The sequence below is a fragment of the Dyadobacter sp. BE31 genome (assembly GCF_031457695.1).
Taxonomy (GTDB): Bacteria; Bacteroidota; Bacteroidia; order Cytophagales; family Spirosomataceae; genus Dyadobacter.
In genome coordinates, this window is sequence record NZ_JAVDXA010000003.1 from 854,472 (window position 1) to 872,857 (window position 18,386).

At 53.3% G+C, this 18,386-nt stretch carries 11 protein-coding genes; all 11 read right to left on the bottom strand.

The window, feature by feature from the left end; genetic code table 11:
* Nucleotides 1-19 precede the first annotated feature (19 nt).
* On the bottom strand, nt 20-1,360 hold the full coding sequence (locus tag J2Y43_RS19365) for an SWIM zinc finger family protein (protein WP_309985879.1): 1,341 nt from the start codon (nt 1,358-1,360) through the stop codon (nt 20-22).
* The gene (locus J2Y43_RS19370; protein WP_309985881.1) at nt 1,357-4,224 is read right to left on the bottom strand and encodes a DUF6493 family protein; all 2,868 of its coding nucleotides are present in this window, start codon (nt 4,222-4,224) and stop codon (nt 1,357-1,359) included. The genes J2Y43_RS19365 and J2Y43_RS19370 overlap by 4 nt, the downstream gene beginning before the upstream one ends.
* Before the next feature lie 98 nt (nt 4,225-4,322).
* Nucleotides 4,323-5,180: an SDR family oxidoreductase gene (locus J2Y43_RS19375; protein ID WP_309985884.1), complete on the bottom strand. Its 858-nt coding sequence runs from the start codon at nt 5,178-5,180 to the stop codon at nt 4,323-4,325.
* Between the two features lie 112 nt (nt 5,181-5,292).
* Nucleotides 5,293-5,886 (bottom strand): Crp/Fnr family transcriptional regulator, encoded by a 594-nt coding sequence (locus J2Y43_RS19380; RefSeq protein ID WP_309985887.1) that lies wholly within the window; start codon nt 5,884-5,886, stop codon nt 5,293-5,295.
* 89 nt (nt 5,887-5,975) lie between these two features.
* The gene (locus tag J2Y43_RS19385) at nt 5,976-7,949 is read right to left on the bottom strand and encodes a beta-L-arabinofuranosidase domain-containing protein (RefSeq protein WP_309985890.1); all 1,974 of its coding nucleotides are present in this window, start codon (nt 7,947-7,949) and stop codon (nt 5,976-5,978) included.
* 25 nt (nt 7,950-7,974) lie between these two features.
* On the bottom strand, nt 7,975-9,981 hold the full coding sequence (locus J2Y43_RS19390; RefSeq protein ID WP_309985894.1) for a beta-L-arabinofuranosidase domain-containing protein: 2,007 nt from the start codon (nt 9,979-9,981) through the stop codon (nt 7,975-7,977).
* A gap of 147 nt (nt 9,982-10,128) precedes the next feature.
* The gene (locus J2Y43_RS19395; RefSeq protein WP_309985897.1) at nt 10,129-11,232 is read right to left on the bottom strand and encodes a glycosylase; all 1,104 of its coding nucleotides are present in this window, start codon (nt 11,230-11,232) and stop codon (nt 10,129-10,131) included.
* Between the two features lie 5 nt (nt 11,233-11,237).
* Nucleotides 11,238-12,851 carry a RagB/SusD family nutrient uptake outer membrane protein gene (locus tag J2Y43_RS19400; RefSeq protein ID WP_309985899.1) on the bottom strand — a complete coding sequence of 538 codons (1,614 nt, stop codon included), beginning with the start codon at nt 12,849-12,851 and terminating at the stop codon, nt 11,238-11,240.
* Between the two features lie 32 nt (nt 12,852-12,883).
* On the bottom strand, nt 12,884-16,261 hold the full coding sequence (locus J2Y43_RS19405) for a TonB-dependent receptor (protein WP_309985902.1): 3,378 nt from the start codon (nt 16,259-16,261) through the stop codon (nt 12,884-12,886).
* Between the two features lie 20 nt (nt 16,262-16,281).
* The gene (locus J2Y43_RS19410) at nt 16,282-17,325 is read right to left on the bottom strand and encodes a FecR domain-containing protein (RefSeq protein WP_309985904.1); all 1,044 of its coding nucleotides are present in this window, start codon (nt 17,323-17,325) and stop codon (nt 16,282-16,284) included.
* Between the two features lie 45 nt (nt 17,326-17,370).
* Nucleotides 17,371-18,048, bottom strand: a complete 678-nt coding sequence (locus tag J2Y43_RS19415; protein WP_309985907.1) for an RNA polymerase sigma-70 factor — start codon at nt 18,046-18,048, stop codon at nt 17,371-17,373.
* Nucleotides 18,049-18,386: the final 338 nt, after the last annotated feature.

Consider the following 18,386-nt stretch of genomic DNA (forward strand, 5'->3'; position numbering starts at 1 on the left):
GTTGCGGTAAAGCAGTGGCTTACCCCGCATCAAGTACCATTTGTACTGCCAGCACGTGCTTGCAAAGCCCCCTTTTTCCCTGGTAGCTCGTAAACCATTGACAGGTGCATTTCGCTTCGTTGCCGTGCAGCAGCACCGTGTGGAACACCCCGGTTCCTTTCACACGCGCCTCCACATGGCCGGCGCGGTTTTCAAGAATGACAATGTCGTCATTGCTGACCAGCTTTTGCGCGTTTTTCAATCGCGGATTCAGGCCGAGTATCCTCTCGGCTTTGAAGGGAAGGCGCCGATAGAAGTGTTGGCGTTCAAAAACATCGTAGCCGAGCAGGCCCATGGCCGACAAATGCGCGACGAGGCTGTCCATTGTCCCGAAATCGACATCGTTTTCGATTGATACCAGCGTGGGGTCAAATGTTTCATTGGATTTGAGGAGGTAGTTCAGGCCATAAACCCATTCGTTGGAAACTTGCTGGGTGAGGCTCTCGAGCGCGGACCCTTCGCCTGAAAAGCCGCGCGTGGCATCCGGTGAAAAGGCCATCATCAACCGCATTTTACCAAAGTCGGCCACCGCGGCGCAGGTTTCGCGGTCTTCTGATTCGTACAAATGCATTTGCTGCACCCATGGCAGGATTCCTTCCAGCAACCTTAGCCTTTGAATGCCGCCTATCCTTACTGATCCCGGCGTGGCCAGCGTAGACAAGCTGTATTTGCCGGAGCGGAAGGTGATATAGTAGGTTCCTTTCGCATTGCCCTTGGGCACGGCCTGGAAGAGCTGGATGCACTGCACCCGGTTCAGCGCGAATAGCTGGTTCATGCGGGCCAGACTGACCTGCACATTCGTAAGGCCTTTGATCCACCGATTTGGCAACGCCACTTTCTTTTCGATCACCTTCGCCTTTTCGGTGGCCACACTGACCTCGCGCTGACCAACGCCCAGAACGACACGTTCATTTTTTTGAACCAGGTTCAGCGCGTGGATCATCGGTTCGTTGAAATCGACGTTGGTGGTGCCGCTTGCCACATATTCGCCGTCCACGGCTTCCGGTAGCATGTCCAGGCGCACATACACGCCATTACACGAAGAAAATCCTTCGAACCTCAGTTTTTCGGCGCCGACGGAAACGATAGGATCGCGAAGCGACACCGGCATTAGCCCAAAACTGCTTCTGACCACCTTGGCGAGCGTAATCCAGCATCTGGCAGTCAGGTAGGGTTCGGTCAGTGATCCCCAGAAAAAGCAGGGCACATTATTAACCTCGTTAATTTCCGAGTGATGAGCGAGTTTGAGCAGGCTCCCTGCGCCTTCCCGGGCGAGCGTCGAACTGGCAGCATATTGGTATTGAAAATCGGTTGAGTTCACTGGTGGGGAATGCTTTGAAGTTGTTTGATGATTGGTTTTAACGAAGTACTTTCCGGAATTTTGGTCAGATTTTGCAGCGTGCTAACACCTGGCGCCTGACCGGTTTTGGTGAGCAGGTCGTAATACATTTCCAGCAGTTTTTTAAACCCGGCTGGTAACTTTTCTTTCAGCTCAAATCGTTCGAGGATCGTTTCGAGCAAGGTCAGAAGCGCGCCATTATGCAAGGCCGAATGGTCCCTGATCACCGCCGCCACGTCCAGAAAACGTTGCAGCGGGGCATAGCCCTCGAAAATCAATCTGGCGAGTTTCTCACCCAACTGCCGGACGTCGATTCTCCTTTCGCAGATGAGTAATAATGATACCTCCGCAGCGAAGTTGCGCAGCCCCGAGTCCTTGTACAAATAGCAGCACGCTATCACGTAATAAATTGTGTCGGTAAAAACGAAACTTGAATCTGATACTATAAGCAGAAATGCCCTCAGGTCGTCCTCGCCGAGGCCTTCGGAATATTCACAGCAATAACGCAGCAAGAAAGATGCCAACGCCTGATCATTCTGAGGCATGACGCTGTGCCAGAACAACACGGTCCCGAAGGATAAATTGATACCCCAGACACTGTCTTTGTGCTCGTAAATATCCATACTATACAGCAGAGGCTGTTTACCAGTCCATTTTGACTTCGGTAGCGTGGCGATCAGCCGACGGGTTGTAGATTTGTCAACCTTTTTGCTGAATGCATGACGTGTTTCATGCCTCCTCACATCGATTCGTACCTCCGGCGCGAAAGGCGACACCACATTTACCACACCCTTTAAGTCGGTGTTTTCGAATTCCTGAAATTCCTGGTTGGGATAAAAGGTGCGAGCCGCTACGGCCCAGGGAACATAATCGATGTTCTTGGCTGAACCGAACAGCTTTTTCCAAATCGATGGTTTTTCAGGCGCCGGGATTTCCCCGGTAGTTCCGAGAACAAAAGCCATCAGCTGCTGGTATTGCCGAGGCAGCCGATGGGCTTTTTCAACAGCTTCCGGGATATTTTCGCGCCGGGTCCTGCTGATAGCTATCGCAAAATCAACCGGGTCGACAGCTTCGCCTGCATGATCATATGCGATCAGGCGGTCAATAAGTATCGACGGATCGATCCAATGCGGCGTATGCGTAGGGAAGCACAAGAGCGACCTTTTAGAACCGGATACTATTTTTTCCTGTATTTGATGCACCAGGTACTTAGCAAGGTTACCTATCTCGGACCGTTCCAAATGGTCGCGCTCAGGTTGGTAAAATCCCTCTTCCTGACGGATAAGGTGGATCAATAACCCGCCGACCATGCGTCTGTAAGGAGCGTTGAAGTAAAGGCCACTGAGCTGGTCGGCATAAGTTTTTAATTGTTCCAATGCGTCGGCGGGGAACAAATGCCGCTTCGTAACGAAAGCGTCCATGAGCATTTCAGCATGCATTACATCCTCGGATTGGATGAATTTTCCAAAATGAAACAGCAGGTCATTCCAATCCGCGAATTCAGGCAAGCGGGAGCCGTCGTGGATCATCGAATGCGACCTGGTCTCGGCAGCATATTCCTCGTACAGGTTGGGCATCTCCCGAATACTGCCTGTGAGCAATGGTCCCAGCATTTCCGTGATATTCCCCTGCAACTGCGGGATATACATGTTCAGTTTGTCGGTTAGCACCACGTCGTTTGGATCGCCCGTCTTTTTCAAAGTTTTAACCGCCCGTTCCTGCAAGGATAAGTCGGGGACGACCAGCACATCGGCGGCAAGGTAGCTGACCGCCGGGCGGTATTCGGACGATTGCTGCGCTGCTTTGTCAAGAATGGTTAAAGTATGACGAATTGCCCCTTTGCAGTCGGCCCGCATCATAACGGGCTCTATAAACTCGATAAACGATTGGAAATCGAAATTTTTATCATTCCATATTTTACGGATCAGGTCCACAGCAAAACTCACCACCGTATTAAGCGGTGCGTGAAGGCATGCAAAAAGAGGATATTGTGCGGCCAGCAATTCGGCGGCCGTGGGTGATGCATCGCCCAGCCGTTTTCGAAAAAACGCCCGGAGGCGGCCATTCCATTCTTTCGTTTGTACGAGAATGCAGTTTTCAATAAACCAGGCACGGTCGAATCTTCCGTGGTCCAGCCAGGAGCCTAGTATCTTTTCCCAACCATTCTTGAACGGTTCGTTCGGTGCCATCGGCATGTTCTGGTTTTGAATCCCGGTTTCATATTGAAACAATAGCGGAAGTTCACGTTGATAGGCCAGCGGATCATTCACTATTTTCTCCATATAAGCAGTCAGGAGGCTATTCTCCCGATAAAACCGGAACGGAAACTTGGTCATCGACAGAACAAACAACTCGGGTTCGTATTCCACCAGCCCACGCTCTTCGAGCAGCCTCAAATGAAAATAGTCAAGAGTAGACCAATCGTTTTTTTTCAATTGGCTTAATAAGAATGCATTCGTCCAGGTTGGCTTAGCCCACATTACGACTTCGCGTACGATTGGTTCGTCGAGTCTGCTGAAATAGGGGAAAGCTTCATCCCAGCGCATGATTTCAGTTTTGTCAAGCACTGCGATGGCGCTCAGTATCACCATTTCCTGCTGTTGCTCGTTGCCCCGCTGGCCCCATCTGGACGTACCAAAGAACGCATCCACGACGGAGCCGGTTGGAAGCTCAATGTAGCTGAGCCAGTATTTCTTTGCCTTTTTGATTTCCTGCCTTAATACGGCCTTGTTGGCATGGGCATGCAGCCTCAGAAAAGGCAGCAAATCCCCAGGTTTACCTTTTTCGATCAGTGATGTGTATAGTTCCGCAATGGCATTGCCGGAAGCGCTTTTCGATTTACTCATTAAGGCGGGGAATAGGTTTTTGGCAATTTAACGAATCACGCCAAAATCCTATCACCCGCATTTCGATAGATTGCCGTGTTAAATCCACCGGCACGCTACTACTCCATATAAGCCGCTACCCATCTGGCCTTGGTATTCGCCCGGGCTTCGATGAACTCCACATCGGTACCCTGTGCGATGGCGTCGAGCGGGAAACGCAGCGGCCGTTGGCCTGCCGGCATTTGGATCAGTTTGAGCACACCGTCGGCGATGGTTTGGGGGTTCATTTCAAAGGCGGTCATTTTGCCAAAAAGGCCTTGACCAAGTGCATTGAACTGTTCGGATGCCAACGGATCGTATTGCTGAGCGATTGCGGGTTTGTCGCCGTGAATGCCGGCTTTGGCGCCGGTATTCATTTCGGTCGGGTATACGCCCGGCTGTATCGACACGTTATCGATGCCGAACTGTTTCAATTCGTCCTGTAAACCCTCGGTAATGCTCTCCACACCAAACTTGGAAGCCAGGTAGGGCACCATAAACGGGAGTGTATGGCCGCTGGCGCCGGAGGTAATGTTGATGATCAATCCGCTTTTCGCGGCACGCATGGCAGGCAGCACGGCCTGGTAGGTCCTGACCACGCCGTAAAAATTGATTTCGAACATTTCGCGGATCCGGTCCACGCTGTATGATTCAAACACCCCAAAGCCGCTCGCCGCGGCGTTGTTTACGAGGACGTCGATCTTGCCGTGGCGCGCCAGGACTTGCGCAAAGGCGTTGTTGACCGAAGTATCGTCGGTCAGGTCTATTTCCACCACTTCAATGTTGGGAATGGCGCCCAATTCTTCGGCAACTGCCCGGTTTTTTCCGGCGGTGTTACGCATGCCAGCTATGACGGTAAGGCCTGCATTGGCCAATGTGATTGCTGTGAGTTTACCAAAACCGGTACTGGTTCCGGTAATAAAAACTGTCTTGTTCATCGTCGTAAATGTTAAAGTTGACGATGCAAAGTTGCGACCCGGGAGGGTCGGTTTCCATTGACATTTACTTGAAAAAATAACAAACAAATGTCAATGGAAATAATGAAAACGGCTATTTGCCGGCGCTGCTCCGCCTGATCCGCGTCAGCGTTTCGGGGGTAATGCCGATGTAGGACGCGATCATATGCTGCGGCACACGGTTGGCGATTTGCGGATACTGGTTGAGAAATTTCTGGTACTTTTCTTCGGCCGAAAGGCTGATACCCGCATGAATGCGGTCCTGTGATACGACGAAGCTCTTATGCAGAATCGCATTGACCAGATCATTCAGTTGGGGGATATTGCGGCAAAGCTGCTCGAAATTCTCTTTGGTGATCAAAACCACATCCGTGTCTTCAATCGCTTCGATATTGAACCTGGACGGATTGCCGGTGGTGAGGCTTTCGCGGTCGCCCGACCAGTAGTTTTCGGGAGAAAAGTTCAGGATATGCTCGTTGCCTTTGTTGTCGATGGAATAGGTCCTCAGAAAGCCGTGACCAACAAATGCATTGTATCTCCATACGTCACCTTCCTGTAACAGCAGCTGCCGTTTGCGGATTTTCTTTTGGATGGCTACCTGTCGGATTTGTGCCAGCTCATCGGCCGAAAGCGTGATCTTGGCGGTCAGGTATTGAATGAATTGGTCTATTGCGGTGCCTGGGTTCATACTTGGTTTTATCAAACGGGTTGATAGGTATGTATATAAAAAAAATGGCGGATTGAAGGTTCAATCCGCCACCATTTACTGCCATAACATTATTCCGCAATCCTGATATGCTTCATCTTCACCGGCAGCCACACTTGCATCGGGCCGCGGCCGCGGTTGGCCCAGGTGTAGTAGGGAATCGCGGTGACGGTCTGCGGCTCCGGTTTTACGTTCAGGCCGTCGGGCGTGGGTTTTATCATTTGCAGGTTGGCCTGGATGGAAACCACGGGCTCGTTCAGGATCAGGCCCTTTTGGATATTGAATGAAGGGTTTTCGGGAACGAGCAGGTTCCATACTTCGCCAGCATTATCGGCGCCTTCCACGCAGTACACAATCGGGCCGCGTTGGAGGGCGATCCGGTCGGCATCGGCCTTCACTTCATGGCGGGCCTTGATTTGACGCACTTCCATGGGCAGCTTCACTTCGATTTCGTCGCCGTTCTGCCAGGAGCGGTCGATCACCGCGTAACCCTTTTCCGTTTGGTAATCTACGGGCTTGCCGTTCAGCAGTATTTCGATTTTGCTCTTACCGCTCGCCGCGAAATTGTACAACCCACCCGGAACGGCCGTTTCGGCGGCCCAGCCGGGGATGCGGATATTCAATGCGTACTTAACCTTCTGTGCCGGCGAAACCCGGATCTTCACATTGCCGTCCCAGGGATAGTTGGTCTCCATTTTCAATGGTACAGCCGTTTTACCCATTTGAAAATGAGTATTACTGCCTACAAAGAGGTTTACCCAAATTTTTCCATCCGATTTTCCATAAATGTAATCCCCGACGGACGCCACGAGCCTCGCGATGTTCGAAGGGCAGCAGGCCGTTCCAAACCAGGCGCTGCGCGCATTGTTACCCACAGAAGAAAGCGGGTTGCCATAAAAGAAAGTATCGCCGCTCAGGCTCAGGCCGTCCAGCGCGCCATTGTAGAGACTGCGTTCGAGGACGTCGATGTACTTGGCATCGCCGGTGAGTGCATTCATGCGCTGATTCCAGAACACCATGCCCACGGAAGCACAGGTTTCGCTGTATGCGGCGCCGTTCGGAAGGTCGTAGTCGTCGGTGAAACCTTCGTTATGACCGGAAGAGCCTATGCCGCCGGTGAGGTACATGTTACGGTAAACGACATCTTCCCACACCGCCGTCATGGCGTTCATATACCCCGGGTCCTGCGTGACGGACGCCACGTCGGCCGCGCCCGTGTACTGGTACATGGCACGCACGGCGTGGCCGGTGATCTCCTTCTGCTGCTTCACCGGCACATCGTCCTGGCAATATTTGGGATCTTTCCATTGATCCCAGATCACACCTTTTCCATGCCCATGGCCGCGCTGGTCGAGGAACCAGTCGGCGAGTTTCAGGTAGCGGTCTTCTTTGGTGAGGTGATACAACTTCATCAGCGCGAGCTCGATTTCCTGGTGGCCCGATACCCACGGCCGGTTGGCCACGCGGAACGTCGAATCGATGTGGTCTGCGAAGCGGATGGCGACATCGAGCAGTTTGCGTTTGCCGGTAGTGTTGTAATAGGCCACCGCTGCTTCCATCAAATGGCCCGCACAATAATCCTCGTGCTTTTCCATGTCGGTCCAGCGCTGTTTGAGGTCGGTTAAGGTGTAGTAGGTATTCAAATAGCCATCCGGCAGCTGGGCTGCGGCGATTTTGTCGATCCACTCGTCCGCTTTGCGTTCCAATGCAGCGTCGGGGCGGTTTTTGAGCGAATAGGCGATCGCCTCAATGGCTTTGTACACGTCGCTGTCGTCATAATAAATGCCTTCGTGCTTTTCGCCCTGCCTGCGTGCCGCTTTCTCGAAATTCCGGATACGGCCCGATTTTTCTTCGGTTTGAATGATGCAGGCATTGAGTGTGGCCGTGGCCACTTTTTCCTGCTTGGGTTTCCAGAACTGGTCGGTAATGTTGACTTCCGAGAACTTCACAGACTGAATGCGCTGCTGGGCTTGTGCAGGTTGCGGCAAGGCCTGAACGCACCAGACAAGCGCTGCGCCTACATATATTTTAATGGCTGAATGCATTTCAAAAATCGTTTTTAATGATAACCTACTTTTTCTTATGGATCACCGGAAACTGCGCAATCCGGAGATTGGTACAGCCGTAGGGGATCAGCACAATGTCTTCTTCCTTGTCTTCGGTTTCGAGCTGGTACGTCATGCTGTACGGAATGGGCCCGGCCATTTCATTGTACAATCCCCATGACGGAATGCGGCGCGCCTTCGTTTTGATCTGCAAGGGGGCATTCTCCGGGTTCCACGGATAGTTGGAGACCGGTTTCGCTGCTTCCCATTTGTATTGCTCTTCCAGTTTGCTGTCTGGAGTCAATATCAGCCCGTAGTTCCAGGGTGTGGTCGGCCGCACTTCCGTGTAGCTGGCGCCGTAGTCGATCGGGTCTTTATCGTTTTTCACCAGTTTGGAAGTTTCGCCTATTTTCAATGCATAAGTAAGCGGCCCCCGCTCGACGGAAATGGAGTTTTCAACCCAGGTATTTTTGAAGATATGCATCGGTAATGTCAGTTCCACCACATCGCCTTTTTCCCACTCGCGGGTGAGTTTCACGATCTGGTTACCATCCGGTTCGAGCCAGAGCTTGCCATTTACCTTGACAGCCCCCTTTTTGCACCAAGCCGGAATCCGCATATGGAACGGGAATACCGCTTTGGTGGAAGGATTGACAGTGAATTTAATAGTTTCCTCAAAAGGGTAGGAGGTTTCCTCTTTTACCGCCACATGCACGCCGCCCGGAAGCTTGATATTTGCCTCGCTGGCAGAATACGTCAATGCAGCAATGCCTTTGTCGGCCGTGGCATACCAGAGGTTCTGGACAAATTTAGGCCATCCCTGGTGCATGTTGGACGTACAGCAGGGGTAGCCCGTGAGCAGGCCCATGCACACGTCGGTGCCGCCGTGGTTTACGTCGAAATTGCGGTGGTGGCGGGTCATCATCACCTGGTTGGCCTGCTGGAAATACTGGCGCGTCATAAAATCGTCGGAATGCTGCGTCGGCAAAGCGTTGAACGCCACTTTTTCGAGCATATCGGCATAGCCCACATCGCCGGTGATTTCGAGGATGCTTTCGAGCGAGAACATCATTTCCACGGCCGAACAAAGCTCCGAGCCCTGGGTAGGATCATTGCCGTGCAATGCTTCGTCACCGCCGTAGAGGCCGTGCGCCAGGCCGTTGAACCTGCGGAGATCAGCAAAACCTTTTCGGGTTGCGTCGAGGTATTTCTGATCGGGATGGTGCTGGAAATAAATCAGCGGCGCTTTGATACCCTGCGCGAGATTGACGCAGTGAATGCTGCCGCGCGTCGACAACAGATCGGTATTCAGGAATGCGTTGGTATAATCGAAAGTCTGTAAATGGATAAGGTTGCCGAGGTCGAGCAGGAACTTATCGCCGGTAATATTATAGAGCCAGTACACGACGGCCAGGTTGTCCGCCCCGCGGTACCGCGCCCAGAATGTCCAGTTATCCAGCGGTTTCGAAGGCAATTCTTTGAGTTGATATTTGAAATAATTGGTCATCAACGTAATGACCCGCTGGTCGCCGGTGGCGGAATAGTATTGTTTTAAAATTTTCAGTACCACCATCTTAGGCCACCAGTCGCGGCTGTTGTCGCGCTGCACGCCGGGTTCGTGGCCGTAATCCTTGGACGGGCCGAAATAGCCATCGGGCTGCTGGCTGGCAATGGCCCATTCCACCCAGGGTTTGGTTTTGGCGATCAGCTCTTTGTCGTCGAGGATGTAGGCGAGCGGGAGCAGGCCGTCGATCCAGTAGGGGCCGCGTTCCCATTGGTCGCCGTCGCCGCCCAGCCAGCCGTTGCGCCTTCCCATCACGAGCGGGTACAGTTCGTCGAGCTTGCCGGTGGAGCCGTTTTTCTGGCGAACAAGCATTTCTTTCAGCCAGCCTTGCGGTTTAATGGCGCCTAGCGGCAGCTCGCTGTACGGGTTGCTTCTGAGCGGGGCTTTGGCGGGGGTGTAGGTGGCTTCCTTTTGTGCGTTGGCTTGCAAACAAGATGCGACTAAAAGGGGGAATAGGAGTTTTTTCATTGGTCGGTTTTAGTTGGGTATTGTCATGTGTGGTCAGTTATTGTCATGATTTGTCAGGCTCGCTGAATCAAGAAATCGGCGGTCGGCGGTCGATGGTCGGCGGTCGATGGTCAATGGTCAGGTGTTGTCAGGTATTGTCAAGTATGGTCAAGGTTTGTTCTTAGTTCCCAAGTCTTTGGATGTGGCTAACGCGATAACCCGGCCGTTTTCTCCTACGGCATTGTAAAAATGGTACACCACGCCGTTCCATTTGATCACCCAGGGCTTGTGGGCGTAGGTTTTGTCGAAAGGTTCGGTTGGGGAAATGAGGTCTTCGCCGGTCCAGTCTGTCCAATTTTGAAGGTCGTAGGAGCAGGCGAAGCGCTCGAATGCGCCTGGTTTCCAGAATGCCCCGAAGTAGAACATCACATACACATCACCGATTTTTGCGATTTGAGCGTCGCCGCAAATGCCGGTGTTGCGGGTAATGAGCGGCTTGTCGCCGGCACGTTTCCAATGGGTCATATCGTCGGATACGGCCATGGCGATGCTTTCGAAGCCGTTACCCTTGTCGTCGCCTTTTTCGCCCTTGGCATTGTAATACATCACAAACGGATAACCGGTTTTGCGGGCCGTGTCGCGGATGATGAGGCTTTTGTAGATCGTTTGGTCGTCGTACCAGCGGGCGTCCTTGTCTGTGGCCGAGAGTACGGGTTTCGGCAGGCGGCTTACCTCGTTCGATTTCGTCAAATTGGGGGTGGTGGCAATACCGATGCCTAGCCGGCCAGCTTCGTAACCTTTTTCGGAACCGCCCAGGTAGGAGAGCCAATAGTTATTTCCGAACTTTTCGGGCTCATAGCTACCGCCCCATTCGGTGTCGATCAGGGCCACGTAACCTGCTTTTTGGGTGGCATCCCAGGTGTTGTCGGTGAACGACATGATCCTGCCCAGCGAAGTCCATTGCAGCAGGTTATCGCTTTTCGAAAGCCAGGTTTCATACCCTTTCCCGTCGAAAATAATGTAGGTCATGTACCAAATGCCGCCTTTTCGGAACACGGTCGGGCTGTCGACCATCCGGCCGTTATCAGGCTGGGGAACCACGACGCCGTATTTGTAAGGGGTCTTTATTTCCTCAAAAATGTGCTGCATTACCTGTTGCGGCACTTTGGTTCCGCCGCCGGAGTGGCTGCCGCCCGATTGGGCAACTGCTCCGCCGACCCAACCAAAGCCCGCCGTCAAAAACAATACAAATCCGATCAGCACTTTCTTCATATCCGCTAGTTGTAATCCGGGTTTTGTTTCAATTTCGGGTTGGAATTAATGGCGATCTGAGGGATTGGGAACACCGCCCTGAAAGCGCCATTAGGCTTGTGCGACAGCCAGCTTTTGGTCGTGTAAACCCCGAAGCGGATCATATCGCGCCGGCGAAAGCCTTCCCAGGCAAACTCCCAGCCGAGCTCGTCGAGCATCCTGCCGTACTGTACCGCCGTGGTATTGCCAGGGTCTACTACCTTGTAATTTTCAACAAAACCATACTGGTAGCCGCTGCCTTTTTGAAGATCGGCGCCGGTAACCGTCGCTTTGGCGGGTTTAGCCGCGAATGCCCGTGCGCGTACCTGCGACACTACGGTGGCAGCGTCGTTGGCCTTGCCTGTGCGCAAGAGGCATTCCGCTTTCATCATCAGCACCTGCGCGTACCGGAACACCGGGAAATCGTTGCCCAGGCTCCCTTGCGCCTGCGTTTTCACTTCAAATTTATTCATCCGGTAACCTTCCGCCTCGCCGGTGTACAGGCCGTCGGGCAGTTCGTTGGTTAGCACCACATTCTTGCCGGCCTGGTCGTATGAGCCTTTCAAGGGTGTGACGCCATCCGCGGCAAACTGCGCGCCGATCATCCAGGTCGATTTCAGGCGCTGGTCGTCAGCGTCGTAGGTATTGATAAACTGCGGCACGCCCTTCGCCGAGCCTGCACCCCAGGGCGTAGCCAGCATGTTGACCTTGTTTTTCAACGAAGCATGCCACGAAAACATATGGGCGCTGAATCCGCCGGCCAGGTTTTCTTCAAACGGGATTGCAAACACGATCTCGGGCGAATTTTGGTTTTCGGTAACAAAAGGCGCTGTGAGACCCGTTTCTAACTGGTATTTGCCCGAAGCGATCACATCGTTGCATTGGGCGAGGCATTCTTCCCATTTGGTTTCGCCGGCATATACACCCGCATTGAGGTACACGTTTGCGAGCAGCGTTTTGGCCGCCCATTTGTTGAACCGCGCATACAAGAGTGTGTTTCTGTCCTCGCTCAGGTTAGGGATCGACTCGGTCAATTCTTTAACAATGAATTGGTAAATGTCCTTTCTGCTGGTCTTTTCGAGCAACGCGTCGGAGCGGTCGGTAATGAGCGGTGCGTCACCGAAGTTGTCGCAAATGAGCCAGTAGAAGAATGCCCGCACCGCCCGCATTTCGGAGATCAACGCCTCTTTCGTAACCCCGGTCGGAATGGTGATCTTGTCGTTGGAAAGCTGATCGATGAGCCGGTTCGCATTAATCACCCCTGAGTAGAAGGTATTCCACATGTTGCTCACCTGCGGGTTTTCCGAGTTCCAGGTGTGCAGGTGCATGCGTTTGTAAATACCGCCATCGTCCCAGCCCGACGCGTTGGCAGGCATTACAATGCCGTCGGCAGTCGATTCCTGCGCCATGTACCAGTGCGTGTGCGAAATGAGGTTCCGCATATTGGCATAGCCGATGCTCATGGCCTGGTAGGCATTGGAATAGTTGTAGGTGTCCTCCGTCACTTCGGAATAGATCTTTTCGGTCAGGTCATTGTTGCAGCCGCTTGCGGCGATCGCGAGCAACAGTCCTGTTCCTATATATTGTTTCAATGGTTTCATTGTAGATAGTCTTTTAGGAATTGGAATAAACACTAGAATGTCAGCATGACGCCCGCGGTGAAACTTGTCGTGGCAGGATAGCGGTTCTTGTCGTCGATGCCCGGCGACATGCCGCTGATACCCACTTCCGGATCGATACCCTTGTAGCCGGTGATCGTGTAGAGGTTAGCAACTGCGAGGTAAGCGCGGGCGTGGCGGAGGTATTTGTTCTTCAACCGGAGATTGTAGCCCGCCGTAATATTATCGATCTTCCAGTAATTACCGTTTTCAATGTAATAGCTCACGTAGTTCAGCGACTGGTCGTCGGCGAGCGGACGTTTGCCGTAAATAGGGTCGTAGGCATTGGAGCGGAGGTTACCACGCGTAAGCATCACCGGCGCACTCCAGAACATCTCGGTCATGTTCAGGATCTGGAAGCCGAATGCTCCGCGCATGGTAATGTTCAGGTCAAAGTTTTTGTAGGTCAATGTGTTATTCCAATTCAAATAGCGCTTGGGTAAGCCATTTCCGATAATCTGCTTGTCGTCGGCTTGCTGCTGGGCAATGGGTTTGGGCTCGCCGTTTTTGCCTTCGATGATCCAGTGGCCGGCTTCGTCGATGTCGATGGTTTTGAAACCCCAGAAATTACCCAGCGGCTGGCCTACCTGCACGCGGTGCGTGGTTTGCTGAATGGGCTCGCCGGTATTGCCCGTATCGAAATAGCCGCTGGCTAATGCAAACTTGTCGTCTGATAAAGAGAGGATTTTGTTGGCGTTGGTCGAGAAGTTGACGGACGTGGTCCAGCGGAATGCCGCGGTTTGGAGCGGGATCGCATTCACCTGGATTTCTATCCCCTTGTTTTCCATGGAAGCCGCATTGGCGGTGATGGTGCTGTACAAGTAGGGTGGGGTAGGCACGGGGAAGTTGGCGATCAGGTCGCGGGTTGTGCGGCGGTAGACGTCGATCGAACCGGATAGGCGCTCGTTCAGAAACCCGTAGTCGATACCCACATTCACCTCTTCCTTGCGTTCCCAGCGGAGGTCGGGGTTGGCGTTGTTGGACGGGTTGATCGCCTGCACCCACTGGCCGTTGATCAGCACATTGGTATTGAAATTGATTTTATTCAAAGAGATATAGGAACTGCCCGGCTCAGTACCCGTTACGCCGTATCCTGCCCGAAGTTTAAGGTTCGAAACGGTATTGGCGTTTTCAAGAAAAGCCTCTCTTTTTAAATTCCAGCCTACCGAAAACGCCGGGAAACTACCCCATTTGTGGTTGGCGCCAAAGCGCGAGGAGCCTTCATGACGGATACTGGCCGAGAGCAGGTATTTGTTCATAAAACTGTAATTGACCCTGAAAAAATAGCTGATGAGCTTGTTCTCCGACTGCTCCGACAGTTCCGGGGCCTGCCCGCGGCGTAATGCGAGCCCGGCGTTGATGTTGTTGTAGGAGAAATTGTCGGTCGGGAAATCCCAGTTCTGCATCCAGTAGTTCTCGGTATTGTACCGCCGCCAGGTGTGCCCTGCAAGGATCACGAAGTTGTGGTCCTGAATGGATTTGTTATAGTTCGCCGTGAATTCAAACAAATCGTCCTGGGTGCGGGTCGTCCCGCGCGACGCAAAGCCGTTGCGACCATTGCGGCTGGTGGAATAGTGGTTTTTGGTTTCATAATAGCCCCGCGTGCTGTTGAACATATCCCGCGCAATCAATGCCTTGATTTCCAGTCCCTCTACCGGTGCGAGCGAAATGGTACCATAGGTGCGGAGGTTGTTGTTGCGGTTCAGTCCGTTCGTTTCCTCGATCAGCGCAACGGGGTTCATATAGTCTGTTTTGTCGGTACGCTCTGTCCATTTGCCGTTGGCATCCTTCAAAGGCTCGGTCGGGTTGAACGTGAGCGCATTGCGGTAGACGAGGCCGGAATAGGAGCCGCCATCGACGGAGAAATATTTCTGCTGATAACCGCTCAGGTTCGCATTGATTTTCAGCAACCCGTTAAACATCGAGTGGTTGACCTCAATGCGCGGGAATACCGTGGTATTGTCCGATTTCCTCATGATGCCGTTCAGCCTACGGTATTCCATGCTCACGATGTAGTTGGTGGTGCGCGAGCCGCCGCGGAGGCTGAGATTATGTACCTGCGATAATGGTTTCTGGGTTACCTGGGCTAACCAATCGGTGCTCTGGCCGTAGTCGATGGCGCCGGGTTTGCCCTGGGCGGCCAGGGCACGGTACTGGTTCACGTCCATGAAATCGAGCTTGCGGGTGAGCCTTTGCGTGGTGAAATAGGAATTCACTTCCAAAGTGGGCGGGGTTTCCCCTTTTACCTTCCGGGTGGTGATGAGGATTACCCCGTTCGTTCCGCGCGTGCCGTAAATCGCGGCAGCCGAGCCGTCTTTCAGCACGTCGATGGATTCAATGTCCTCCGGCGCCACGGTGTTCAGCCCGCCCGGGACGCCGTCGATCAGCACGAGGGGGTCAGAGCTCGCATTGATGGTCGCATTACCCCGTAGCGTGATTTGTGCAATGGCGGTGGGGTCGCCGCTCGGTGTGATGACGCTCAACCCGGCTACCTTTCCGCGGATGAGCTGGGCGGCATCCTGCACCGGGCCTTTGACGAAATCCTCGGATTTAACACTCGCAACGGCGCTGGTAATCTGTTCGCGTTTCTGCGTTCCGTAACCTACCACTACCACTTCTTCGAGACTTTTCAGGTCGGGAGCGAGGGAAATGTCGATGGTAGAGCGGTTGCCTACGATTACCTCCTGATTTTGGTAACCGACATAAGAAAACACCAGCGTGATTTCCGCTTTGGGATCGTCGCTGACGGCAATGCTGTATTTGCCGTCCACACCGGTGGTGCTGCCGCGCGTGGTGCCTTTGATGAGCACGCTCACACCCGGGAGCAGCTCGCCGCCATCTCCCTTCACGACGCCGGATACGGTTCTGTCGGCCGTTTTTCGGGCCATTTCCAATAGGGATTGATTGCCTTGGAGCGACATCGTGAATGTTTGCTGCGTGGCGGCCGGCGCTTCCTCCGGCGTTATCGGTTCGATTTGATGTGCCCCGGGCTTGCCTTCCTCGGCGGTTGTCAGGATGAGGTAAGTTTGTTTGCTGACCTTCTTATAGCGCAGTCCCGGCGGCAGGATATTGTTGAGTTTGTTCTCGATCGTCTGCCCGGCCTGCACCTGTGCTGGTGATACGAACAGTCCTTCGAGCAGCTTTTCTTCAAACAGGATATCGACTTTATATTGCTTTTTAACCTGCATCAGCGCATCCCGCAGGGCTATCCGGCTGCCGGGGATGATCGTGGGTGCCGTACTGCTTTTGGGTGGGCGATTCTGGGCCATGAGCTGGGCTTTAATCGGGGCGCCATCCAACAGGCATCCCACCATTAAGGTTACCAGAACTTTAACGTGTAATAGTTTCGTCATGATTATGGATGATTAAGGAATTACAAATGGTTCGTGTCTAGTACGAAGGTCTCGGCCCGGTCTTCGCCCGGGGGGGAGTGGGTTACGCGTGCATTGAGGACATCGGAAAGGACTCTCAGCACATTGGCGGGGTCGTTTGCATTAAACGTGCCGCCGATCGTCCGCCGCGCCAGTGTGGAATCGGCCACGACCACGTTCACACCGAAATGTTCGCTGATCTGATAGGCGATTTCGGAAACCGGCGTGTTTTCGAACATAAACAAGCGCTGTTTCCAGGCCTGGTGTGCCGACAAGCTCTCGCTGTGTTTGAGGGTGAGCGTGCCTTGCATCGACATCGTGGCTACATCCCCGGGTTTCATCAGCATCGGCTTGGGGTTCAGTTCTTTCAGGGAGCGTAGCTGTACGCTTCCCTGGCTCAGTACTACTTTGGAACCGCGTTCGCGGCTGTAAACGATGAATTCGGTTCCTAACACCTTGACTTCCAGCTTATCGGGCGTGCGGACGATGAACTTGCTGTGATCGACCGTGTGCTTCACGGCAAATTCTGCTTCCCCTTTCAGCCTCACCTCACGTGTGCCGCCACCGAACCCGAAACGGGGGACGCTAAGCACGGAATTGGCATTGAGTGTAACACGGCTGCTATCGGGCAGGACCACCGTCCTGATCTCCCCGTAGCCGGTTTCATATTGCCTGTAAAGCCAGAAATCGGACAGCAGGTAGGCGCCCATGATAAACGCAACAGAGGCCGCTGCTACCCATTTGAATGCGAAGAGCCGCCCTTTCCGCATGTCCCGGCTGGTCCTCACCGGCGTGTCGGCCGCGGCATGATCCGGCCTCGGCAGGCCGGTATTGCCCTGAACGGTAAGTAATGAACGTTGATAAGCCTGCTCCACATCCGGAGTAAACTGCGGGTTTTCGGTTTCCCATTCATCCAGCCACTGAAAATACAGCTCGCGGTTGGCGGGGTTTTCCAGCCATTCCTCGATCAGAATGTTCTGCATACGGGTGGTTTTCCCTTCGAAGAAGTTCTGGATGACCTGTTTGGAGAGAAGTGATTTCTTCATGCTTCGTTAAATTCAGTATGACATATATCCGATGGCGTTAGGCCGTCAGACGAATAGGAGTAAAATCTGGATCAGTGATAGCAGCCCGTGGTCCTGCAATGCCTTCCGCAGGATCGACAGCCCCTTGGTAATGTGCCCTTCGACGGTTTTGACCGAAATGCCCAGCTCTTCGGCGATGGTCGTGTTGCGCTTTCCCTCGAAGCGGCTCATCAGGAACACCTTCTGATTCTGCGGCGACAACGACCGGATCACCTGCTCGATTTTCAGCACCAGTTCCTGAAATTGCAGTTCCTGCTGGGGCGAACTGGCCGCCGTGGCGAGCGGGAGGTCGGCCAGTTCTTCGGTGACCGTTTCCTTTCCGAAATTTTTACGCATATGATGAAACGCCGCATGCCGCACCGTGGTGAACAGATAGGACCGGTAGGAGGTAGTTACTGCCGTATGCAATTGTTTTGACCAAAACTGGCTGAATACCTCCACCACAATATCCTCGGCCACGTCGCGGGCATAGACAAACCGCACCGCATGGCTGCAAAGCTGCTTGTAATAGCGTTTGAAAAGTAGCTCGTATCCCCTGCTGGGGTCGGTGATGAATGCCTGTCTGATAAACAATTCCGAATCGACTAACTCGGCCGGCTGCTTTCTCATACCCGGAAAATCGGATACAGGCCCCGCCGGCTCGCTCGCACCAGTCTTATTTTCTACGGAATACTTCTGGTTCATACAAATCATGTAAGTAGGTTATTCATAAGAGTATTTTGTCCTCGCGCTACCCTCGTTCGTTTTGTGAAATTTTTATTTTTTTTGGGATTTTTCGTGATTTAGGCGCGGTTTGAGTGCCGGCGGTAGATGATAGCCGCAGACAACAGACAACAGACCATAGACCATGGACCATGGACCGCCGACTGCCGACTGCCGACTGCCGACTGCCGACATTGGCCCCCTGTTTATAGCAAAAAAGTGATATCACGCCTCGACGATAAGTCCGCCGGCGCACGCGGAGTGTCCGTATTTGGACAGCGCTTTGGCTCGAAAGCCTCTCAGCGTGCCAGAACGGGCTT